This window comes from Pedobacter sp. GW460-11-11-14-TSB4 (assembly GCF_059423705.1).
The window spans coordinates 670,887-695,547 of the sequence record NZ_JBWKYI010000001.1; the positions used below are offsets into that span (position 1 = coordinate 670,887).

The 24,661-nt window shown below is 39.9% G+C and carries 15 protein-coding genes; 6 read left to right on the forward strand and 9 right to left on the reverse strand.

Going from position 1 to position 24,661, the window contains the following annotated elements:
- Position 1: 1 nt before the first annotated feature.
- From AC07YT_RS02890 to AC07YT_RS02915, 6 genes are all read right to left on the reverse strand, one after another.
- Positions 2-1,096 (reverse strand): endo-1,4-beta-xylanase, encoded by a 1,095-nt coding sequence (locus AC07YT_RS02890; protein WP_086545887.1) that lies wholly within the window; start codon positions 1,094-1,096, stop codon positions 2-4.
- Between the two features lie 3 nt (positions 1,097-1,099).
- The gene (locus AC07YT_RS02895; protein WP_086545886.1) at positions 1,100-2,929 is read right to left on the reverse strand and encodes a glycoside hydrolase family 2 protein; all 1,830 of its coding nucleotides are present in this window, start codon (positions 2,927-2,929) and stop codon (positions 1,100-1,102) included.
- Positions 2,930-3,034: 105 nt separating this feature from the next.
- The gene (locus tag AC07YT_RS02900; protein WP_086545885.1) at positions 3,035-4,807 is read right to left on the reverse strand and encodes a RagB/SusD family nutrient uptake outer membrane protein; all 1,773 of its coding nucleotides are present in this window, start codon (positions 4,805-4,807) and stop codon (positions 3,035-3,037) included.
- Positions 4,808-4,903: 96 nt separating this feature from the next.
- The gene (locus tag AC07YT_RS02905; protein ID WP_086545884.1) at positions 4,904-7,978 is read right to left on the reverse strand and encodes a SusC/RagA family TonB-linked outer membrane protein; all 3,075 of its coding nucleotides are present in this window, start codon (positions 7,976-7,978) and stop codon (positions 4,904-4,906) included.
- 37 nt (positions 7,979-8,015) lie between these two features.
- Entirely contained in the window at positions 8,016-9,758 is a 1,743-nt protein-coding gene (locus AC07YT_RS02910; RefSeq protein ID WP_086545883.1) for a RagB/SusD family nutrient uptake outer membrane protein, read from the reverse strand.
- 5 nt (positions 9,759-9,763) lie between these two features.
- On the reverse strand, positions 9,764-12,961 hold the full coding sequence (locus tag AC07YT_RS02915; protein WP_086545882.1) for a SusC/RagA family TonB-linked outer membrane protein: 3,198 nt from the start codon (positions 12,959-12,961) through the stop codon (positions 9,764-9,766).
- Between the two features lie 463 nt (positions 12,962-13,424).
- On the opposite strand from AC07YT_RS02915, the gene AC07YT_RS02920 reads away from it, so the two are divergent.
- The gene (locus AC07YT_RS02920; RefSeq protein WP_494945159.1) at positions 13,425-14,441 is read left to right on the forward strand and encodes a LacI family DNA-binding transcriptional regulator; all 1,017 of its coding nucleotides are present in this window, start codon (positions 13,425-13,427) and stop codon (positions 14,439-14,441) included.
- 978 nt (positions 14,442-15,419) lie between these two features.
- Here the strand turns inward: AC07YT_RS02920 and AC07YT_RS02925 are convergent.
- The gene (locus AC07YT_RS02925) at positions 15,420-16,652 is read right to left on the reverse strand and encodes an MFS transporter (RefSeq protein WP_086545880.1); all 1,233 of its coding nucleotides are present in this window, start codon (positions 16,650-16,652) and stop codon (positions 15,420-15,422) included.
- A gap of 170 nt (positions 16,653-16,822) precedes the next feature.
- Here AC07YT_RS02925 and AC07YT_RS02930 point away from each other — a divergent pair, with 170 nt between their 5' ends.
- The 3 genes from AC07YT_RS02930 (at position 16,823) to aqpZ (ending at position 19,199) form a co-directional block, all read left to right on the forward strand.
- Complete coding sequence (locus AC07YT_RS02930) at positions 16,823-17,266, forward strand: MarR family winged helix-turn-helix transcriptional regulator (protein WP_086545879.1); 444 nt, start codon at positions 16,823-16,825, stop codon at positions 17,264-17,266.
- 46 nt (positions 17,267-17,312) lie between these two features.
- Complete coding sequence (locus tag AC07YT_RS02935; RefSeq protein WP_086545878.1) at positions 17,313-18,149, forward strand: MBL fold metallo-hydrolase; 837 nt, start codon at positions 17,313-17,315, stop codon at positions 18,147-18,149.
- A 342-nt stretch (positions 18,150-18,491) separates the two neighbouring features.
- Complete coding sequence (aqpZ, locus tag AC07YT_RS02940) at positions 18,492-19,199, forward strand: aquaporin Z (RefSeq protein WP_086545877.1); 708 nt, start codon at positions 18,492-18,494, stop codon at positions 19,197-19,199.
- Between the two features lie 71 nt (positions 19,200-19,270).
- Here aqpZ and AC07YT_RS02945 read toward each other — a convergent pair whose 3' ends face one another.
- Positions 19,271-19,783, reverse strand: a complete 513-nt coding sequence (locus AC07YT_RS02945; RefSeq protein ID WP_086545876.1) for a glutathione peroxidase — start codon at positions 19,781-19,783, stop codon at positions 19,271-19,273.
- Between the two features lie 545 nt (positions 19,784-20,328).
- Here AC07YT_RS02945 and topA point away from each other — a divergent pair.
- A complete protein-coding gene (gene topA / locus AC07YT_RS02950; protein ID WP_086545875.1) occupies positions 20,329-22,890 on the forward strand; it encodes a type I DNA topoisomerase in 2,562 nt (853 codons plus the stop codon).
- A 95-nt stretch (positions 22,891-22,985) separates the two neighbouring features.
- Entirely contained in the window at positions 22,986-23,390 is a 405-nt protein-coding gene (locus AC07YT_RS02955; protein WP_086549292.1) for a hypothetical protein, read from the forward strand.
- Positions 23,391-23,438: 48 nt separating this feature from the next.
- Here AC07YT_RS02955 and AC07YT_RS02960 read toward each other — a convergent pair whose 3' ends face one another.
- Positions 23,439-24,593, reverse strand: a complete 1,155-nt coding sequence (locus AC07YT_RS02960) for an ATP-binding protein (RefSeq protein ID WP_086545874.1) — start codon at positions 24,591-24,593, stop codon at positions 23,439-23,441.
- Between the last annotated feature and the right edge of the window lie 68 nt (positions 24,594-24,661).

Here is a 24,661-nt window from a genome sequence, read left to right on the forward strand (position 1 = left end):
GCTATTTAACTCCGTCTAAAATTCCCTGATAAGCTGCTTTTCGCTGATATTGTGCATCGAAAGGCAAAGGCCAGTCGGGGCGGCTATAATTGGATGGTATCCAACTATCGGCATCGGTAACGTTCCACTGCGTGATCCCGAATTGCTGGCTTTTCGGAATGGCATTATACGCCTGCACAATGGTTTTATATTTTGCTGCCTGTTGCTCGCCCAAAGTCGTGCTGTATGTCATCGACTGCACATTATCGGGATTAAGGGCTATATCTATTTCAGAAATATGGATTTTTAGACCTGTTGCTGCCGCAGTGGTAATGGCGGCTGTTAAATTTGCATCAGTCTGCGTAACGCGGGTATGCATCTGGATGCCAACTCCATCAATCGGAATTCCCTTGTTTTTTAAGCCTATAACGAGGTTTAATATTGCTGTACGTTTTGTAGGGCCAAATTCATGACCATAATCATTGTAAAAAAGTAAAGCGTTTGGATCGGCTTCATGTGCATATTGAAATGCCCTGCCAATATAATCGACCCCTAATTTCTGTACCCAGATGCTGTTGCGCATGGTACCGTCTTCATTAACGGCTTCGTTTACCACATCCCATGAAACTACTTTTCCCTTAAAGTGGCCCACAACAGTCTGGATATGTGTCTTTAACAGGTTTTCCCACTCGGCGGTAGTGCCCTGAAAGTTATTCACCCAATCTGGAAGTGATTTGTACCAGTTTAAGGTATGGCCATGTACCCTTTTTCCATTGGCTACGGCAAAATCGATCAGATAATCTGCATCGCTCCAGTTGTAGGTATCTTTTGAGGGATGTAGGGATGCAAATTTCATGGCGTTTTCTGCCGTAACACTATTAAATTCTTTAATGACCAGATTACGGTAGTTAGTATTGCTTTTTAAAAGACTTACATTAACAGCGGCCCCCATTGGGAAAGGCATATTTTTTTGTAAGCTGATTTCTTCTGTTTGATGTGGCTGTATTAAAGTCCCTGGATCAATGCTGGTGCTCTTGTATTTGGCACAAGAGAGGGTTAACAGCGACATCGAAAGCATGATTTTCGAAGCGAAACTAATTTTCTGTAATCTGTTCATGTTTTATTTGTATTTGACCTGCATCTGGTCGTAAAAATCTTTCAGCACAAAGAAGGCTTTCTTTTTCTTGCCTGTTTCGCTGATCAGACCTTTACGGTTCCAGAAATTCTGATAAATAGGATGTTGTCTTCTTGGCGATCTGAAATCAGTTAAAATCCACGGTGTCATTCCGCGTAAAGCACCAATTTTGCTTAACATGGCGATCTGGTTTTTGTACAATGCTTCCTGGTATTCTTCGCTCCAACGGGTATTTTCATCCGCATGGAAACCGCCCAGCGCATCGCCACCAAACTCCGTAATCACCACCGGTTTTTTGTATTTGATATCAAAATTGTATTTGGTAATTTCGGATGGATTACCTCCCCAGTACCAGCCAGCGTACTCATTAAAACTTACCAGGTCGATTTTTTCGCCCAGGGGATCGTTTAAAATGATGTTATTTCCTTCACGGTGTACCTCCAGGGCCGCAGCCACCAAACGGGTATCATCTAAAGAGCGGGCAGTTTCTGCCAGATTACTCATAAAACTTAAACGGGCATCACTAAGCGGGGTTTCATTACCAATTGACCAAACGATCACACTTGCCCTGTTTTTATCGCGTACGATTAAATCAGTCAATTGTTTTTTTGCATTGGCATAAGTTGCCGGGTTGGTCCAGCTAATGGTCCAATAAACCGGAACTTCAGCCCAAACCAATAGTCCCATTTCGTCAGCAAGGCGAATCATTTCTTCATTATGGGGGTAATGCGCCAGGCGAACGTAGTTACAGTTCATATCTTTTGCCCATTGCAACATCATGCGCATATCGCCTTCCGAGCGTAAACGACCAGCTAAAAGCGGGTTTTCATCATGTAGCGATATTCCCCTTAAAAAAACAGATTTACCGTTCAACAGAATGCTATCACCTTCAACCTGGATGGTCCTGAAACCGATTTTATCGTTAATATTTTCTTTATCGGTTTTAATGTTTACGGCATATAATTTTGGCGTTTCCGGCGACCATAAACTTAAATTGTTCCAGGTAAATTCATCTGCAATTTTACCTTCACCATCTGTTTTATACTTCTTTTCCAGCTTTAGTTCAGGAATAGAAAGTGTAATTTCCTGTCCGGCAGTTGCATCAGCAAGTTTTACCGAAAAATTTAACAGGTTATTATTTCCTTTAACGAGCTGAAGTTTATAATCGCTGATAAAATGTTCAGGAAATTCGGCTAAAAAAACATCACGGGTAATCCCGCCATAATTCCACCAATCGGTATTTACGGTAGGAATTTCATCCTGTTTACGGATATTATCAACTTTAAGCACAATGGAGTTTTCGCCAACTTTTAAATTGCTGGTTACATCGAACTGGAAAGGCGTAAAACCGCCTTTGTGTACACCCAGTTTTTTACCGTTGAGGTAAACATGGGCCTCATAGTTTACTGCACCGAAGTATACGAAGTACTTTTTTCCTTTTTCGGGTTTTGCATCAAACTTTTTGCGCAGCCAAACATTGCCTTCGTAAAGTTCTAATTTTTCTGATTGAGAGTTCCAGTCGCCTGGAACATTCATTTGAGGCGAATGATCGAAATCATATTCGATCAGTTCCGACTTATCTTTCTGCACTTTATCGTCAAAATAACCTCCGGTTCCGGTTTTCGACTGATCGAATGGTTCATGGCGGTAATCGTAATAACCGTTTTCGTAAGGATCGACAATATAATTCCATTTACCATTAAGGCTCTGGATTTTCCGGGCCTGAATGTTCTGTATAGCGGTAACCTGACCGTAACTGATTGATGAAAGAAGCGAAAAGCAGATTAAAAATACGCTATAGGTTGTTTTTAGCATAACTTAAGTTTTAATATTAATTAATTGATCGTTTCAAAACTAACAATTAATTAACGGACGGTGTTTCCACCGCCCGCCTAAATTTGAGCAAAATTCAGTTTTTCGTTAATAACCAGGGTTTTGCCCCAAGCCAGGGGCTTTATTTAATTCGTTTTGAGCAATTGGATATAAATAGTTTTTAGCTGTGAACACCCTGTTTTCTACCGTAAATGGTGTATAGCTAAACGTTGTTGGTGTAAGCTGAACGATTCTCATGCCTGTAACAGGCTTGTTAAACGTGATCTCCCCTTCTTTCCATCGGCGTACATCGTAAAAACGTTGTTCTTCGAAGCAAAGTTCTACCCGTCGCTCATTGTGGATCCGCTTGCGTAATTCTTCTTTGGTTGGGGCTACATAACCCGCAGCTGATGGATTAGTGGTTTGTAAAGCTGGCATATCAACACTTTGTGCCGGTGTAGCTGTATTTTTTCGTTGGCGAACGGCATTTACCGATTTTAGGATTTCGGTTAAAGCAGCTGGTCCCTGTGCCTCGTTAAGTGCTTCAGCATAATTTAACAGTACCTCTGCATACCTGAAAAATATCCAAGGACGGCGAACGTTAGTTGCGGTACCCGTCCAAACGGCATTTTCACTCAGATACTTACGCATGTAGTAACCTGTTTTGGTCGCATTAACGTTTAAGTTTAACCCATCTTTACCTCCAACAAAAGTTTCAACTGGTTTACCTTTAAAATTATTGGCCGTTACAACCGGTTGAACTGAAGCTGTATTAAACATTATAGCAAAAGCCAGCCTGGGATCGCGGTTTGCATAAGGATTGGTGGCCACATAACCCGAGTTTGCATCGGTAATTGCTTTGCCAGTCGTTTTCATTTCAAAAGCATCAACCATTTCCTGTGTCGGGTTAGTACGGCCTGTTGCGCCATCATAACTAACCGGTGCATTGCTTGATTCGATGGTGTTCGTATTGAGTGTTTGCGTGGCAAAAATAACTTCATTATTATAGGCTGCGTTAGTTGCATTCCACAACCATATATTTTGATATGCAGCAAAAATGCCATGTTTGCCCGTATCTATTAGACGTTTTGCTGCGTCTGCAGCAGCTTGCCATTTGGCAGCATCGCCTGTTGGGTTATATTGAGGACTGGCCGCATATAACAACATCCTGGCCTTTAGCGCCATCGCTGAGGTTTGTGCAGCTCTTCCACGATTTACATTGTTCCAATCTGCCGGCGAAATTGGCAATCTGGCTATCGCAGCATCACAGTCTGCCGAAATCTGCGCCACACATTGATCGAAAGTATTTCTGGGTAAGTCCAGATTATCGTTGATGGTTAGTGTTTTGGTTACTATTGGAAAACTGCCATAACGTTTAAGCAGTTCGAATTGAAAAAATGCCCTTAAAAAATAAGCCTGTCCTTTTAAACGCTCTATTTGCGCTGCATAAGTCTGGTTTTCGGCTACGTTTGCCGGCAATACTTCATCAATTGGAACAATTGCACTGCCATCCACTTTTTCAAGGAACATGTTTGCTTTTCTGATGCCTACATACATATCGGCATAAACATCATCAAAGGTTCTAACCGGGCTCCAGGTACCATTGTTAAGTGTAGAAATTGATGAATTCTGATTGGAATTTACCGCTTCGTCGCTTCCTGAGGCCAGTAAGGCGCCATCACCGAGGTTATAGCGATCGGAAAGCACAGCATATACATTGTTCAGAAAATTTCTGGCATAATCAGGGTTGGCCCATAACTGCGCTTCCGTAATATCGTTACCTCCACTAAAAGAACCATCTTGAAGAAAGTCAGATTTTTTACATCCAGCTAGCGCTAACGCTACAAAGGCAAGGATTAGATAAAATATATTTTTTTTCATCTTTTTTTATTTATTTCAATGGTGATGAAGCGATCATGATTTTAATGTATCTTATTATAAGTTTGTAAAATCATGATGGTTTCATTGTCTTATCTTTTAAAATTTCAAGTTCATCCCTAATGAATAAATTTTCATGTAAGGATATGAGGCATTGTATCCCGATTCTGGCAACTCCGGATCGATGGGTAAATCGCCAAGTTTATCAAAGGTTAACAGGTTTAAGCCGCCCACATAAAAACGAAGCTGTGAGATTCTTAACTTTCTGGTAAATGATGATGGCAGAGAATAACCAAGTTCTACGTTTTTCAGCCTGATGTAATCGCCAGAACGGATCCAAAAATCAGAGTTGGCGGTATTGTTCCCCCTATCGGTTAATAATAGTCGTGGGTAAGCAGCACCCGGATTCTGTGGTGTCCACCGGTCTACGCTGAACTGACTGAGGTAACCATTGTTGGCATTACCCGAATTAACCAGATTTTGAATGGTAATTGACCTGCCACTGGTACCTTGAAATAGGAAATTGATATCGAAGTTTTTAACAGAAACCGAAGCACCAAAACCGAAGAAAGCTTTAGGCACAAAGTTGAAATCGGTCCTTATTCTGTCCAGATCGTTAATGATTCCATCTCCGTTTTGATCAACATATTTAATATCGCCCGGTTTTACCTCTCTTGACAGAATTTGTTTTGGTGAAGCATCAATCTGCGCCTGCGACTGGAAAATACCGTCAGATATTAGCATGGTAGAGATATATCCGGCAGAAGTAGTTGCGGTTGCTGCAGGCGAAATTACACTCGAAATGGGGTGCCCCAATGCTTTTTGATAAGCCGGTAAGCCAGCTGCCTCATTAATGGCCAGGATTTTACTTACGTTATAGGTAAAGTTCCCAAAAACGTTTAAATCAACGGCGCCTATTTTTTTATTGTAATTAATACTGGTTTCAAAGCCTTTGTACTCCGCTTCGCCCTCATTCACATAAATCAACCCTTGCCCGAGCAAGCTTGGCAATAAAGAAGCAGTAGTTAAGTCTTTTCTGTTTTCATAAAAATAATCAGCACTGATGGCTAATGATTGTTTAAACATTTTGGCATCAAAACCAACACTGGTTTTATATGCTTTTTCCCAGGTTAAATCAGGATTGGCCAATGCCAGTTGACCGGTACCGCCAACACCTGCAAAAGCGGTCCCGAAGTTATAACCCGTGGTACTTCTGCTAAAGAAATCGTTGAAGGCAAACCTTCTGGCCGAACCAATGGCATCATTACCTACCAGGCCATAAGATCCCCTGATTTTTAGCAGATCAAGAAAACCAGCAGATCCTTTCATAAAATTCTCATCAGAAATGATCCATCCGGCAGATGCTGCCGGGAAAAAACCATATCTTTTACCAGGCGCAAAATTTTCAGAGCCAGAATAATTGGCTGTTACGTCTACAAAATAACGCTGGATAAAATTGTATGATAAACGGTTAGACCAGCCTTCTCTGCGTACATCTAAATTCCCGAAAGAAGATAAATTTGCTCTCGAAACCCTGGTAGAAAATTTAATATCATGTTTACCAAATGTTCTATTGTAATCTAAACCAGCCCAAAACTCACTCTTTTTCACGTTGCCAGAGAACACATTGCCCTGATAATTCACTTTACTGGCCGTGCCAAATGGCGAATAAGAGCCATCGGCATTAAGTACGGCTGTTGCATAGGTTTCGGCAAAGCCAGAGCGGTATAAACCCGCAATATCATAAGCATAAAACACTTCGGCCGATAATCCTTTTAAAATACCATCCATTTTCTGACGGGCACTAATGGTTGCAATCATATTCCGCATTAAATCGGTACTGGCTCCCCTGGCCTGCATCATCGCCAATGGGTTACTTTGCTGATAAACTGATGTACCGCCATAAGATCCGTTAGGATTTAAAATCGGAAAGGCATTTGCCGGTGTGGAATATACTGTAGTTAAAAAAGCACCGGTCCCTGCATTCGGGAAAGTAAGATTGGTGATCCTGCCACCAATATCCAATGCAACATCTAAGTTTTTGTTCACATGCAGATCTAAATTGGTGCGCAGGTTATAACGGTTAAAATCGGTATTGGCGTCATAAGTTTCGTTATTGCCACCTTTGTAAAAACCACCTTGCTGGTAAGCACTTAAAACTGTGTAGTATTTGATAAAAGCATTACCACCTGTTACCGAAGCTACATAACGTTGTGTTGGCGCTACTCTTTTGGTAAAATCCCTTACAAAATTATTATTCGGGTATTTTATAGGATCTGAGCCATCCTGATAGGCCTGTAACGCCGCGGGACCATAAACACTGGCACCTCCACTGTTGATGGATGCCTCGTTATAGAGTGTAGCATATGAGTAGGCATCTAAAGGAGCGGTGATCTGCAGCGGAGCCTGAAGCCCGGCCTGTGCGTCGAAACTTACTTTTGTTGAAGTGGCACTACCGCGACGGGTTTTTACATAAATTACGCCATTACCGCCATACATACCATACCAGGCCAAAGTTGCTGCATCTTTTAATACACTTACACTTTCAATTTCACTTAAGTCCATTGAAGTAAAATCTCTTTCAATACCATCAACCAAAACCAAAGGTTCCTGGTTACTATTGTAAGATGAGCGTCCCCTTACCAGAAAACTGGAGGCATCGTAGCCCGGCTGCTGCGAGCCACTCGGATACACGGCCAGCCCCGCTAATCTGCCCGTAAAAACATTGGTTAATGAAGATGAAGGGATCTGAGGAAGGTCTTCCGCACGAATGGTACTAATGGTTGCCGTAACCGCTCTTCTCTTTCTTACCCCAAAAGGGATATATACATTGTCATCATCACCGGCATCAATTAAAGACCTGGTTAAGATTACATCTCCCTTGTTCACTTCGCCTGCCGGTTTTAAAATGGTACCAAATCCAAGATATTTAAATACCAGCACATCGCTGCTGCTTACCTCCATAGAAAAGCTACCGTCTGTTCCGGTAGAAACCGCTTTATTGCTTTTATCTTCCTGAATGGAAATGGTTACGCCAGGCAGCGGTTTTTTATCCTGATCTACAACCTTTCCGGTTACGGTTAATTTCTCATCAGGTTTTTGCCCGTAAACATTCAGCATTCCCGCCATCATGAATAAGAGACAAATGATATATTTTGATTGTATAAATTTCATATTGAAAAATCTTTTTAGCGTTATATTAATTAACCTACTATTCCCAACCCGGATTTTGGGTCAATACCCCTTTACTTTTATAAACTTCTGCTCTGGGAATTGGATAAAGATTTTGTGCCTCTGTCCAGGTTTTTTGGAAGGTTGGGCCTAACACAATTGGCGTATAGGTAAAAGTTCCATTGCTGTTTTTAACTACATCCATACCCTTCATTGGAACGGCAATGGTTTGTGCACCAATTTTCCAACGCATAATATCGTACCAGCGGTGATCTTCAAAGGCCAGTTCGATGGCGCGTTCGTGCCTGATTACGGTGCGCATTTCATCTTGCGTCATGTTATCCTTAAGGCCATAGCCATAAGTACCTGTCCCCTTAGCAATACCGGCGCGTTTGCGGATATCAACCAGTACATTGTAAACCGAAGCATCATTAACCGTATAGTTTGCTTCATTCTGTGCCTCAGCATAGTTTAACATCATTTCTGCATAACGGAAATAGATGTAGTTTAATAAGGTGGTACTTCCACCCACAGTCCTATAAACCTCAGGCCAGTATTTTTTGCAATAGTAACGTGTGGCCGTATAGGTAATGGTGGTACTGTAATCCCTACCGAATATGGTATTGTTGTCGGCATCCTTGGTGGTCCACATTTCGATTTTTCGACCTTGCCAGGCCAAGTCGTTATAGATAATGTTATTGTAAAAGCGTGGCTCACGGTTTAAATAAGGCTTTTGCGGATCGTAACCAGATGTTGGATCGGTAATGGATTTACCATTGGCCATTTCATACATATCTACGTGGTTTTGTGTAGGATTCATTTGGCCTTGTGCACCGCCAGAAGCTGGCGACATCGAAAAATCCTGCATCATTTCACCAGCCAGAGGCGTTGGGCCTTTTATCCTGATCATGATGTATTCTGTTGAATTGGGAAGATTTAACAGATCTCCATAAGTAGCCTGCAATGCATAAGTTTGCCTGGCCAATCCGTTTGCGCCTTTCATTACTTCAGCAGCCGCATCGGCAGCAGCCTGCCATTTGCTTTTGTCGTTACCGGGATTGTTTAGCGGACTAGCGGCATATAATAAAACCCTTGCCTTTAAAGCCAATGCGGCGCCAATCGTTGGGCGACCATAATTGGAAGGTCCATATTCGGTGTCGGTACCTAATTTAGTAATGGCTACCTCTAAATCTTTAAGAATAAAAGCGGTTACCTGAGCGAAGGTGCTACGCGGCAAATTGATATCATCATAAACCCCATAAACTTTATCTACAATGGGTACACCACCAAATCTTTTAGTTAGTTCGAAATAAGATAAGGCGCGTAAGAAACGCATTTCACCTTCTACACGTTTAGCATCAAAAACCGGAACTGAAGCATTTGGTGGAAGTGGCACCTCACCTATCCTCGCCAGCATTTTATTCTGGACAGCAATACCCGCGTACATCAATTTCCAAACGCCGTAAATATCATTTAAAGATGGTCCGTTTGAATGATCGTGATATAAACCTCTGTTTAAAGAGGTTACCGAGCCCTCTGAGTTACCAGAAACGGCCTCATCGGAAGCTTGTGCTGTACAACCACGGTGATCGTTAAAACGAACATATTTGGTAATCAGATAATTATAGGCGTTATCAGCAAATCTTGCAGCCAATGCCGGATCGGCAAAAATATCATCCTCACTGATGGCAACACCCGGTGTACGCTCTAAATAGTCTTTTTTACAAGAAATGGAGAAGAGTGTAAATAAAAGAACTGCCGTAAATATTTTATAATTTTTCATTTTCTTTAGAATTGAACGTTTAAACCAAAATTGTAAACCTTAGATGTTGGATAAAGCGCTTGTAAAGGAAAAGCCGTATTGATGGTGTTCACATTTTCAGGATCTACGTAAAACCTGTACTTCGTCCAGGTATATAGATTCTGCCCTTGTAAGAAAAGCCTTACATTGCTTAGTTTTAAAGCGGTAGCCCATTCCTTTGGTAAATTCCACGCAAATTCTATATTCCTGATTTTTAAATAAGCCGAATTCTGCAAAGTAAAATCGTTTAAAGCGTAATTGAGCGATGCTGTTCCCCTGGCATGTAAAGCCGGCCATGTTGCGCTAGCTGCATTTTCGGGTGTCCAGGCATCGAGCATGAACGGATACATCTGCTGGCCATTATTCTGCTCGTTCAAAATAACATTTGAGCTTACATGCGCAACCCCCTGGAATAAGGCGGAAAGTGAAAATCCTTTGTATAAAATGCGGGGACTAAAACTATACACATATTCAGGTGTATTGGTATACCCGATTTTGTCCTGATCTAAACTGGTGATGATACCATCTCTATCTAAATCTTTAAATTTTAAATCTCCTGGAATTGGCGAATAACCCTGTAATTTTGGTGAGGCGGCAATATCTGCTGCTGACTGAAAGAAACCATCCGTTCTATAGCCAAAAAATTGTCCAACACTTGTTCCCTTTCTGGCTACTGAAAAAGGCAAGCCATCTGGTTCGTCGTTTTCTATGATTCTATTTTTAGCGTAGCTGATCTGCGCATTTAATCCAAGCGTTATTGCTCCGATCTGCTTCTGATAATCGAGTTCAACTTCGTAACCTTTATTGTACACAATCCCCCGGTTGAAGTTTGGATAAGTGTGCCCAAAAAGCGCTGATCCACTCAAGGATGGTGTAAGGATGTCTCTTCTGGTTTCATCAAATAAATCAACAGTGACTTTTAAATTATCTTTTAACATACGGGCTTCAAAACCAATATTACGTTTTGTACCCGTTTCCCAGGTAACCAGCTCATTCCCTAAATCATTTCCCGTAGCACCGAAAAACTGAGGATCCCTGATCAGAATAGTTGGATAATTGGTAATCGAGTTCGGGTTTCCAAATGGCGCTACCTGGCCACCAGCTGTAGTTGTAGTATAAGTAGAATAGCTGGTTAAAAACAGGAAGCGGCTATCCGAAATGCGGTCGTTACCCACTAAACCATAACTACCTCTAATTTTTAAATAAGTTAAAATATCGTTCTTTTTCCAGAATGACTCGTTCGTTAATGTCCATCCTGCTGATACTGCCGGGAAGAAACCATAACGTAAGCCTTGAGCAAAATTCTCTGATCCGTTGTATGAAGCATTAAATTCAGCAAAATAACGCTCATCATAGTTATAGGTAACGCGGCTGGCAATACCCTGTGATGCTCTTGGAGGCGCAGTAAATGCGGTACTACCTGTTGATTTAATTAACTGCCTTGTTCCCAGCAATAAAGCGCCAATACTGTGTTTACCAAAATCGCGGTTATAATCAAAACCCGACTGTATGTTCATGTTTGTACTTCCTTCAGTAACACCACCGTCTTGTACAGCACCTAAAGGCTCATCGCGGTTACGGGTATCGGTTGATAAGGTAACCTCCTTAGTAATGGGATTATACACATAGGCTGCCCAGTTTGCGTTTCTTCTTTCGATATTGTTGTAGTACGAGTCGTAGCCAAATACTGTTTTAAAACCCAGGCCTTTGGTGATGAAACCGAGTTTGTAATTTAGATTGAATGTGCTTTCGATCGTGTTGTTATCATCATTACGTGTTCCAAAACGGGTTAAAACGGCATAAGGATTCCAGATGTTTGTACCCACATTCGGGTTGGCGGTTATTCTTCCGTCGGGTAAGGTAACCGGATAAGCATAAGCAGGTACCTGTAAAATACGGGAGATCATCCCCTCAATCGTATCATATGAAAAAGCAGATGAAGACCTTAAACCGGCAGGCTGGTACCGGTCGGCAAAACGGCCGCCTAATTTAATACCTACAGTAAAATCCTTATTTAAAGTTAAATCTACATTTGACCGGAAATTGTAACGGTTATAATTTGGCACCGTGTTGATTCCATATGGTGAATCGAACTTTTTGAAAATACCATCCTGAAAAGCATAACCAGCTGATACAAAGTATTTGGCAACTTTTGTTCCGCCATTAATATTAATATTATGCTGCGTTTGAGAATAATACTTTTTGGTTAAATAGTCGAACCATTGTACGTCAGGATAACCAATTGGATCAGACCCATCTTTGAATTTTTGCAGCGCAGCATCAGAAAATGGCGGCGTTAACGGCACTGATAAGCCATAACTATCATTTTTATAAGCCTGATTCAACAAAGAAGCATTCTCGAATGCAGGAAGCCCCACCGCTAATCCTGTATAAGTTTGTAAGGCATAATTTCCGGTATAAGTAACCTTTGGCGCGCCAATTTTACCCTGTTTTGTTGTAATTACAATGATACCGTTCGCCCCGCGGATACCATAAATAGCGGTTGAAGCAGCATCCTTTAACACGGTAATGGTTTCGATTTCATTTGCATCAACATCTGAGAAACTCGGACGTTCTACCCCATCAACCACCACAATAGCGGCATTATTGGCGCCATATGTCGCCACACCTCTCACCTTTAGTTGAGCACCGTCTGCACCTGGCTGGCCACTCGTTTGTACGGCCAATAAGCCTGGCAAACGACCAATTAAACTATTGGTGGGGTTTGGCGTTGGGGATTTCATGATCTCTTCAGAACTGATTTGGGCAATGGCTCCGGTTAAGGTAGATTTTTTCTGCGCACCGTAACCAATCACAACCACTTCATCCAAACCCTGAGAATTGTCTTCCAATACAATGGTTATACTGCTTTTGCTGTTTACAGTAACCTCTTTGTTGATATAGCCAATATAAGTAAAGGTCAAAGTCGCATTGTCAGCCGCTTTAATCGAAAATTTACCATCGTTATCAGTTACCGCCCCTACGGTGGTACCCTTTACCCTAACACTAACACCTGGCAAGGTAACTCCTTTGTTATCTTTTACCGTACCGGTTACCGTTCCCTGCGCAAATGCAGTAAAGGAAGTGAGTAAAATAAAAGCCAAAGTATGGAGCACCTTAAGCCAGTGGATTTTCTCAAACCCAACAGATGGTAAAATGCTTCTAAAATTGTAAAGTCTATCCATAATTATAATAAATACTAAATTTATTTTGTTGAAATTTAATGCGTAGCTAGCCCATATTAAGTAGATTTGTAACTGTACAGATCCAATTAATTTAATTTAAAATGTCGCTCAGCAGCTGCAAGAGAAGCGATCAGGAAAATGTTTGAATTTTGCGGTTAAGCGTCTTGGGAATTGTATGATTTTGTCTTTAATTCGTAATATCTTTGCGACAAAATGTAGTTAGTTTTAACAACTAAACTTGATCCTTCAGTAAATGCCCTTTTAAAACTGAAGTAAGTACGGGATGATTTCATCATGTTTATTTGGTTAGTTTGTGTTTAGTGATAACGAATTTAGAAAAGCTTAAAAGATTAAAACGTTTTAAAATAGGCCAAAACGCAATAAAATCCACTGAAACTACATTTCAAACGTTTGAAATAATTGCGTTTTTTTTCTTAACTATGCATTGAGATTGGAAAAGATGATGAACAATACCCCTGTTACACTAAAATTCTTGGCTGAAAAGTTAAAGATGTCAGTATCAACAGTATCAAAAGCCCTTAACAACTACCCAACCATAAACGAATACACCAAACAGCGTGTTCAGGAAATGGCTCGCGATTTGCATTTTACGCCCAATAAATCAGCCATTAATTTAAAGGAAAAGAAATCGCACATTATTGGTATTATCTTACCCAATCTTTTAGATCACTTTTTCACCAGAAGTATTTATGGTGTGGAACAGTTTGCTACGCAAAACGGATACAATGTGATCATTAGTCAATCTCACGATGAACTGGAGAAAGAGATCCAATCTGCTAATATGTTGTTGCGGAGCCGGGTTGATGGTTTAATTGTAGCTATTTCAAAACATACACAAGATTTTGGGCATTTAGACCAGTTCGAAAACATGGGCATTCCGGTGGTATATTATACCCGAAACCCGAGTTTTAACTTAAACTGCCATAAAGTACTGGGCAATACCTTTCAGGGCTGTTATCAGGCTACAAAGTTTTTAATAGACAGGGGGCATCAAAAGATTGCTTATTTAGGCGGCCCAAAAATGATTAATTTTACGCACGATCGTTTTAATGGTTACATCAATGCTTTAAAAGACAATCAAGTACCTTTTTCATCAGATTTGGTTGCTTATACCGATTTTGATAAAGAAAATACAATTTCAGCAATTAAGAACTTATTTGCCAATCCAGATAATATGCCTACTGCACTGGTGGCTTTTAAAGAACCGATCCTATTCGATGCGATAAAATACCTGAGGTCGATAAACCACCCCAAATTTGACGAAATTGAGTGTATAGGATTTGGGAACACTTCTTTCATCGGTTATCTCGATTCACCACCTATTGCCTCTATTGAAGAAAATCCTGAATCGGTAGGAGAAAATGCAATTAAACTATTGATACAATTAATCAACAAAGAAATCGATATCCAACATTACCAAAAAATAATGGTCGATTGTAAGTTGATTGTACACGAGTAGGCGTTTGGGGTTTTAACCAATGTTATATACAAATTGTACAGGCGTAAGCGTTTGGCGAGAGGCGTTTGGCGTTTTAACCTATTCTAAAATCTGCGGCCCTTATCTGTTTAATCTGCGGGAAACCTTTGCTCCAAACCTTAATGTTCTTAATTCCTTAATGGTAAAACCTTCACTATAGTGCACACCATTAAGAAGTTAAGGTAGTAAGAGAATATGATGAGCTACCTTCCAAAAAGAGAAAACTTATTCTTTAATCGGTTACGATGAATTTCGTGATATACAAATTTTACACGGGTAAGCGTTTGGCGAGAGGCGTTTGGCGTTTTAACCAATTCTAAAATCTGCGGCCTTATCTGTTTAATCTGCAGGAAACCCTTTGCTACAAACCTTAATGTTCTTAATTCCTAAATGTTAAAAACCTTCACTATAGCGCACACCATTAAGAAGTTAAGGTAGCTAAGGGAATATGATGATCTACCTTCCAAAAAGAGAAAACTTATTCTTAACTGGTTACGATGGTTTTTGTTATATACAAATTGGACAGGGGTAAGCATTTGGCGAAAGGCGTTTGGCGTTTTAACCTATTCTAAATTCTACAACCCTTATATGTTTAATCTGCGGGAAACCCTTTGCTCCAAACCTTAATGTTTTTAATTCCTTAATGGTAAAACCTTCACTATAGCGCACCATTAAGAAGTTAAGGTAATTAAGAGAATATGATGAGCTAACTTCCAAAAAGAGAAAACTTATTCTTTAACTGGTTACGATGGTTTTCGTGATATACAAATTGTACAGGGGTAAGCGTTTGGCGAGAGGCGTTTGGCGTTTTAACCCATTCTAAAATCTGCGGCCCTTATCTGTTTAATCTGCGGGAAACCTTTGCTCCAAACCTTAATGTTCTTAATTCCTTAATGGTAAAAAACCTTCTCTATAGCGCACACCATTAAGAAGTTAAGGTAGTTAAGAGAATATGATGAGCTAACTTCCAAAAAGAGAAAACTTATTCTTCAATTGATTACGATGATTTTCGTTGTATACGAAGGCCGCAACAATCAACAAACCAGCTATACCTTCAAAAGCAACGACTACCTGCGTCCCAAAAAGATGTGCCAAATAACCCATTAATAAACTCCCTATTGGCAATACACCCTGGTAGGCCATGATATAGTAACTTAAGGTTCTGCCCCTCATTACATCATCGGCATGCGTTTGCAAATAAGTATTGATTGACGAGGTTTGCGCCATTAAACCCAGAGCAGCTAAACCAGTACAAATTAAAGCCAGGATAAGTGATGGTGATATAGCCAGCGCGACAACCGAAATGGCCAGCAAAATACCCGACATCATCACAATCTTTTGCAGATTCTGGTTCACCTTTAAAGTAGCCATATAAATGGCACCAAAGAAGGCCCCAAATCCTGCGGCACTTTCAAACCAGCCAAATGTGGTGGCATTTCCATTAAAAATATCTTTGGCAAATACAGGTAATAAAGTAGTAAAAGGAATTACCAATAAACTCGATGCAGCCATCATTAGTACCATCGATGCCAAATCTGGAGATGATTTAAGATAATCATAACCTTTTTTCAGGTCGATCCAGATATTTTCCTTCGATTTTTGATGTGCAGTGAGTTTAAGTTTCATCATGACCATACAACCCAATACCGCAATAAAGCTTACAAAATTGATCAGGAAACAGATATCTTCACCCAGGGTACTCAAAATTACCCCTGCCAAGGCCGGCCCGATTAGCCTGGCCGCATTAAACATGGAAGAGTTGAGTGCAATGGCATTTGGTAAATCTTCTTTATCATCAATTAAATTTACCATTAACGATTGGCGGGCAGTAACATCAAAAGCATTTACCAAACCCTGAACCAGCGAAAGGGCTGCAATCCAGACCATATCGTACACCTTAAACCAGATCATCAAAGCCAGGGCACCGGCCTGCAACATCAGGATTACCTGAGTGATCACCAATATTTTATATTTATTATGCCTGTCTACATAACTCCCGGCATATGGCGCCAGCACCAGCGAAGGAATTAAACTTAAAAAAGTAATCAATCCCAACAAAAAAGCTGATCCGGTTAAACGGTAAACCAGCCAGCTAATGGCTACACGCTGCATCCATGTACCAATTAATGAAATAGCCTGACCTGTAAAAAATAACCTGTAATTGTAATGCCTTAATGAACGAAAAATACTCATGTTTAAAATAGTAAAGTAACTTTACAAAAGTAAAAAATTATAATCGAACTATAAAACAAAAAATAAGCAGTTTTATCACGATATAATCATAATTCACACAAAACAAAAAACAATATTAGTTCATCCACAAAATTAAAAGCTTATATTTGTAAAGTTTATTTACCATTAAGATGCCTACTCAAACACAAGAGATTGCCGCAAAGCTCAGAAGCACCGTTACTCGCTTAACCCGACAGTTACGCAAGCAGAATGTAAGTTCAGACTTTAGCAACGCTGAACTATTAACCATGTCGCTGCTCGAACAACACGGCAAAATGTTATCTACCGAGCTGGCAGATATGGAAAGGGTATCAAAACAAGCTATTTCGCAAATCATTAACCGCCTGTTCGATGCCAAATGTGTAGAGCGCTTTCCAAGCGAAGCGGATAAACGAAAGGTTTTTATCGGCTTAACCAAACTGGGCGAAAAACACATTATTGCCAGCAGAAAAATAAAAGAAGAATGGCTGGTACAAACCATGGAAAAAATCTTTTCTTCGGAAGAAATCAACCTGATTCAGGCCTTCCTGCCCCTTCTTTCACGCCTGGTAGAATACAATGGAACAAGAGTATAGTTTTCCTTTTTCCTTCGCCAAATAAGCCTTATCTTGCAGGCTGAAAATGGCACTATATTTTACATCAATTAATTCGGGCAGTAATGGCAATTGTTACTATGTAGGTAATGATAATGAAGCTGTTTTGGTTGATGTTGGCCTAACCTGCAAAGAAGTTGAAACCCGGATGAACCGTTTGGGTTTACCGATCAGTAAAGTAAAAGCCATTTTTATCTCACACGAACATAGTGACCACATTAAGGGACTTTCCGTTTTTGCTAAAAAACATAAACTCCCGGTTTACATTAGTACTGCGACCTTAAAAAGCAGCCGGTTATTATTGGATGCAAACAATACCTTTTCATTAAATCATTTACAGCACATTCAGATTGGCGGTTTAAAGATTTCTGCCTTTTCTAAATTCCACGATGCAGCAGATCCTTACAGCTTTACCGTTGAATGCAATAACGTAAGAGTTGGTGTTTTTACTGATATAGGCTCTGTATGCGACCGTTTAATCTCACATTTCAAAAACTGCCATGCTGCTTTCTTAGAAGCAAACTACGATACGCAGATGCTGGAAAATGGCAGATACCCCTATTTTTTGAAAAGAAGAATTATGAGTGGGCATGGTCACTTGAGTAATGCACAGGCTTTAGAGCTTTTCACCAACCATAAAGCCCCATACATGAGTCATTTATTATTGAGCCACTTATCAAAGGATAACAACGACCCACAGTTGGTTGAAAATCTTTTTAAAAATGTTGCCGGCAATACCTTTGTTAAAGTTGCTTCGAGATATGAAGAAACTGAGCTTTTTTACATATCTAATACTCAAAATATACCTGAAGCTTACAGTTTCGACCCTAACTTATACCAACCGGAACAACTTAACCTGTTTTAGGGTATTAAACCTAAAACAAATCGCTGTTTTCTATCAATTCAGTTACATTCATATACATTTTGGGCAGTAAACTGCAATTAAACCAGTAAATCCAGAATGAAGCACAAATAATTTACTTTTTACAAAAACATTTTATTTAAACAGGAGTTATATATAAACTTCATAAATAGTTTGTTTGGTTTATTGGGGCTTATGGATTTAAGCCCCTTTCTCTTGCCTAAAATTTCACAACAACTAAGGTCAAACCAACAATACTTTATCCATTTGATATTCTAATTTTTTAGTTATATTCGATTGACAATCATCCTGATACCACATTTAAACCTTTAAATATTAAATGATATGGAGACAAGTAAACTTTCTAAATTCAGTGCCGAGTTCCTGGGCACGCTCGTGTTGGTTTTGATGGGTTGTGGTAGTGCAGTTATAGCAGGAGCAAACGGAACCACAGGCGTAGGCTTATTGGGCATATCTTTTGCCTTTGGCTTATCCGTTACCGCAATGGCTTATGCCATAGGCCACATTTCAGGCTGTCACATTAATCCGGCCATTTCAATCGGAATGGTAATAGCAGGCCGCATGAAAATTGGAGAAGCAGCCTATTATATTGTGGCGCAGATACTGGGCGGTATTGTAGGAGCATTTATTTTGCTGCAAATTGCCTCAGGAAAACCAGAATATTCTTTAACAGCAAATGGATTAGGGCAAAATGGTTTTGCCGCACTATCTCCACAACATTATAGCCTACAGGCTGGTTTCATTGCTGAAATTGTACTCACCTTTATTTTCTTATTGGTTATTTTCGGCTCCACATCTACTAAAAACATCAACGGAGGCTTTGCGGGATTGGCAATTGGCTTAAGTTTAACACTCATTCATATTGTTGGGATCCCGGTAACAGGAGTATCGGTAAATCCTGCCAGAAGTATCGGCCCTGCCCTATTGGTTGGCGGACAGGCATTAAGCCAGGTTTGGCTCTTTATTGTAGCACCGGTTATTGGTGCAGCACTTAGTGCTTTAATTTGGAAAACGGTACTGGAGAAAAGCTAGGCTAAATGGAATTGTTTAAGGGTTAGCGTTTAGGGTTTAGCGCTTAAACACTAACCCCTAAACCCTACTCTTTATAAGTTCTTTACAATCGCTTCGTCTGTTGGTTTTGTTTTTGAACGGAAACGGTGTACCAATTCTCCTTTTTCGTTGATCAAAAATTTCTCAAAGTTCCATTTAATATCACCCTGCTCTTCGGTATTGGTCTGAGAAGTTAAATACTTGAATAAAGGACTGATATCATCACCCTTAACACTGCTTTTCTCTGCAAGCAAAAAGGAAACGTTATACTTTCCGGTACAAAATTCTTTAATTTCTGCGTTGGTAGAAAACTCCTGTCCACCAAAATTACCGGCAGGGAAGCCAATTAGTACTACTTTTTTACCGTATTGCTTTTGAAGTTTTTCTAAATCCTCATACTGTGGAGTGAAACCACATTTAGAAGCCGTGTTAACAATTAAGATTTTTTTGCCTTTAAATTGCGATAGCTTAATTTCTTTACCATCAATGGTTTTAAAGCTGAAATCGTAAACATTTTTTGGTGGCGACACCAATAAGTTTAATAGAATTAAAATTGTGCTGATCATCGTTGTTTTATTTTATATACGAATATAGTTACAAATAGGTTTCGTTAACGTAATGTTGTTGTAAATTATGTGATATGGATAATTAAAGCGTTTAAGGTTGAAAACGAAAGCAGGTTATTTCAGCACGCAAACAAGCGTCTTTTTTTTGATCAGGAAATTGAAGGCAGTGGTTCTTGGCATTTACAGTCCCGCTATCGCTCATAGTCCTCACTGCGCTGTGGGCTATTGCGCTTTATCGGGTTTAATGAACCAAGTTTGATGCCTGGCACAACGCTATTAAAACCTAAATAGCAGCATTAGCCTAGCCACCTAAACCCGACCGAAGTGAGATGCCGGTTTTTCATCGGCAGAAACGGGGGCGGGAACAACCTTAGCCCAATAGCATTGTTATTGCTTTTCAAAAACAAAAAAATATTAAAACCACATTAAAATCCCCCAGGAAATCAACATATTTCGACAACCTTTCAGAAAAAAATTGTATTAAATTCTCCTCAGGTTTGGATTTATGCTTTAATTATAGCTTTATTTGCACAAAAACGTATTTCATGGCCAAAAATTTATTAATCGTCGAGTCACCCGCAAAAGCTAAAACTATAGAAGGCTATTTAGGTAAAGATTTCCTGGTGAAATCTAGCTATGGCCATATCCGGGATTTAGTTAAAGGCGATATGGCGATTGATATCAAGAATAATTTTGCCCAAACCTACGAGGTACCTGCCGACAAGAAAAATGTGGTCGCCGAATTAAAAAAACTAGCCAAGGAAGCCGAAATGGTATGGCTGGCATCCGATGAGGACCGCGAGGGGGAAGCTATTTCCTGGCACTTATTCGAAACTTTAGGCCTAAAAGTGGAGAAAACAAAACGCATCGTTTTTCATGAAATCACCAAACCAGCCATTTTAAAAGCTATAGAAAGTCCGCGTGGCATCGATTATAATCTGGTAAATGCCCAACAGGCACGCCGTGTATTAGATCGTTTGGTGGGTTTCGAACTTTCTCCGGTGTTATGGAAAAAAGTAAAACCATCACTATCTGCAGGCCGTGTACAATCAGTAGCCGTACGTTTAATTGTTGACAGAGAAAGAGAAGTTTTAAATTTTAATGCAGCTGCAGCCTATAAAATCACGGCTCAGTTTTCTACCGGCAAAGGAAGAGAGCTGGTAAAAGCAGAATTGCCACAACGTTTCGAAAATGAGGCTGATGCTGAAAAATTTCTTCAGGACTGTGTAAATGCCAGGTTCGACATTACGAGTTTAGAAACAAGGCCTGCAAAACGTAATCCGGCAGCGCCGTTTACCACCTCAACCTTACAGCAGGAAGCTTCCAGAAAATTAGGTTTTTCGGTAGCCAGAACCATGCAGGTTGCACAAAGACTGTACGAAGCGGGTAAGATTACCTACATGAGAACAGACTCTGTAAACTTATCAGAAACGGCATTAAATGCAGCTGCTGCAGAGATTAAATCTGCTTATGGCGATAAATACCACCAACAACGCATTTACAAAACAAAATCGGCTGGTGCACAGGAAGCTCACGAAGCCATCCGTCCAACCTATTTTGACAGACATAGTGTAGATGGAGATATTTCAGAAAAACGTTTATACGATTTAATCTGGAAACGTTCAATAGCTTCGCAAATGAGTGAGGCCTTATTCGAAAAAACAACCGCTCAGATTACGGCCTCCACCCGAAAAGAATATTTAGTTGCTGAAGGTGAAGTATTAAAATTCGATGGTTTCTTAAAGGTTTATCTGGAATCGACTGACGATGAAGAAAACGAAGAAAAAGAAGGTGGCGCAATTTTACCTCCTCTAAGCAAAGGACAAGAACTATTTTTAAAAGAAATGCAGGCAACCGAGCGTTATTCGCGCCCGCCGGCAAGATATACAGAGGCCAGTTTAGTTAAAAAACTAGAAGAACTGGGCATTGGCCGCCCGTCTACTTATGCACCCACCATTTCTACAGTACAAAACCGTGGTTATGTGGTTAAAGAAGATAGAGATGGTAAACAACGTAAGTTTACTTCTATCATTTTGGCTGATGGGCAGGTAAAAAAAGAAACAAAATCGGAAATTACCGGTGCAGAGAAATCAAAACTCTTCCCTACTGATATTGGCGAGGTGGTAAACGATTTCCTGGTCGAACATTTCAAAGGAATCGTCGATTTTAACTTCACCGCCAAGGTGGAGAAAGAATTTGATGAAATTGCACAGGGTTTGCAAGAGTGGACCAAAATGCTGCACTCGTTCTATAATCCATTTCATACCGAAGTAGAAACGACGCTTGAAACGGCAGAACGTGCCACTGGCGAGCGCTTATTGGGCTTAGACCCTGCTACTGGTAAAAATGTATACACCAAGGTTGGTAAATTTGGGCCATTGGTTCAAATTGGTGAGCTTGATGAAGAGGAAAAACCCCGGTATGCCAGTTTGATGCGGACACAGTCTGTTGCAACCATTACTTTAGATGATGCGCTGGAGCTATTTAAACTTCCTTTCCAACTACCTGATTTTGAAGGGAAAGAAGTAATGATCGGGGTTGGTCGTTTTGGCCCTTACGTTAAATGGGGTGAAAGTTTTATTTCCCTTCCTAAAAACGAGGAACCTTTATCGGTAACATATGAAAGAGCAGTTGAAATTATCCGCCAGAAAATGGACGATGATGCACCTATTGCTTATTATGAAGGTTTAGGCGTAACCAAAGGAAAAGGCCGCTTTGGTCCGTTTATTAAATGGAACGACCTGTTTATCAATATCCCTGCAAAAGGATACGATTTCGATAATTTAACACAAGAAGACATTAATACCTTAATCGGCAAAAAAGTAGAAAAAGAGGCCAACAGGTACATTAAAACCTGGGATGCTGAAAAAATTTCTATCGAAAATGGCCGTTGGGGACCGTTTATCCGTTTTGGCAAACTGATGCTTAAATTAAGAAACAACGAGGCGACCAAACAGAAGTATACACCAGAAGAATTGGTGGATATTGATTTGGAAGTAGTTAAAAAAATGATTGTAGAGCAGGTGCCAAACGCTTTCGAAACGAAGAAAAAAGCACCGGCGAAGAAAAAAGCTCCCGCTAAAAAGGCTGTAGCGAAGAAAAAGTAATTAACAGCGCGTCACCCTGAACTTGTTTCAGGGTCTCTGTTTGCGAGAGATGCTGATCCCAAAAATTCGGGACAGCATGACGACAAATAATGGTTATGAAAGCAGATTTACCAGAAAATACAGTTGAAGATATTGCGATGGCCGTTGTATTAATGGGCGAAACACCAGAAGTAAAAAGCTGGACGGTTTATCTCGTTAATTTAAAAAACGAGCCCATAACCAATGTTTTGATCAGCTCTAAAGGTTATGGTGAAAAAGACGGTAAACAGGTGAAAACTTCTGTTTTAAGACACTTTGTAGGTGACATGGAAGCCAATTCATTTGCAGGCGTGGAAGCCATCGATCCTGAAGTATTTGGCTTAACTAACGAATACTGGCTAAGCTATTACATTGGCGACACCATTTACGATAAAAAGTTTATTTTCTTACCCGAAAGCATCATCGATTCCAATCTGATTAAAATCCCATTGGTAAACCGGCCCGGGGTGATGATTAAATAGTCATGAGCCTTAAGTCCTCAGTCCTAAAACCGCGATAAAAGGCTACTGTTATTCCCAGCCCATACTGTTCCAGGGATAGATATTAATATTAGTACTTCTCATCTGCGATTCACTTCCTGCATATATTATTGTTCCCCCTGTTCCAGATGTTAATTTATTCCAAAAATTAATTCCCTTAAAGTAATCGGTATTTATCGTTTTACCAGCTTTAATTTCTATTGGGTAAAGCGTACCTGCTTCATCAATTAAAACATCAATCTCATTGCCTACATTATCCCTCCAAAAATATAGATTATCGGGTAGTCCCAAATTAAATCTTGATTTCAGCATTTCAATAATAACCATATTTTCAAAGAGACTTCCCTTACTTGGATGAGTATCTAATTGTAGTTCATTCTGTATCCCTAGTAAGGCAGTTGCCAGTCCAGTATCATAAAAATATAATTTCGGCATTTTAACTATGCGTTTATTAAAATTTTGATGATGAGGTTTCAGTAAATGTATCACGAAACTACTTTCAAGAACCCCAATCCACGAAGCTATTGTTTTACTATCTACACCAACTTCAATCCCTAAACTATTCATGTTTAATAATTGTCCAATCCTACCCGCACATAGTCTTAAAAACCTTTCGAACAATGACAAATTGGTAATGTTCTTTATCTGCCTCACATCTTTTTCCAAGTATGTATTTATATAGTTTTGGTGCCATTTGTTAGGCGGGATATTTTGATCATAAATAGGTGGATATCCGCCCTTTAGAATAAAGCCGTTAACATTTTCATTAAACATGTTTGCTGATTTTAATTCTGAGATAGAAAGCGGTAAAAGTTTAATATAAGCTACCCTACCCGCTAAGGTTTGTACGATGCTTTCCTGAAGTAAAAAATTATTAGAACCTGTAATGATGAATTTCCCTTTAGATGTCGATTCATCCAGAATTTGTTGTATATAAGAAAAGAGTTTAGGAGTTCTCTGCGCTTCATCTAAGATAGCGCCATCAGGAAATTGACTCAAAAACCCACGTGGATCATCTTCAGCGTACAAGCGCGTATCCGGGTTTTCTAAAGAAACATAAGGTTTATCTGGAAAAACATTTCTGGTTAAGGTAGTTTTGCCGGATTGCCTTGGGCCAATTACAGCTATTGATTTAAACTGGTCACTTAACTCAAGTAGTTCTTTTTTAGCAATTCTTTCAATCATACTATAAATTTACAATTTCGGAATTAATTTCCGAAATTGTAAAAAAAATATTTATAATACCTTAACTG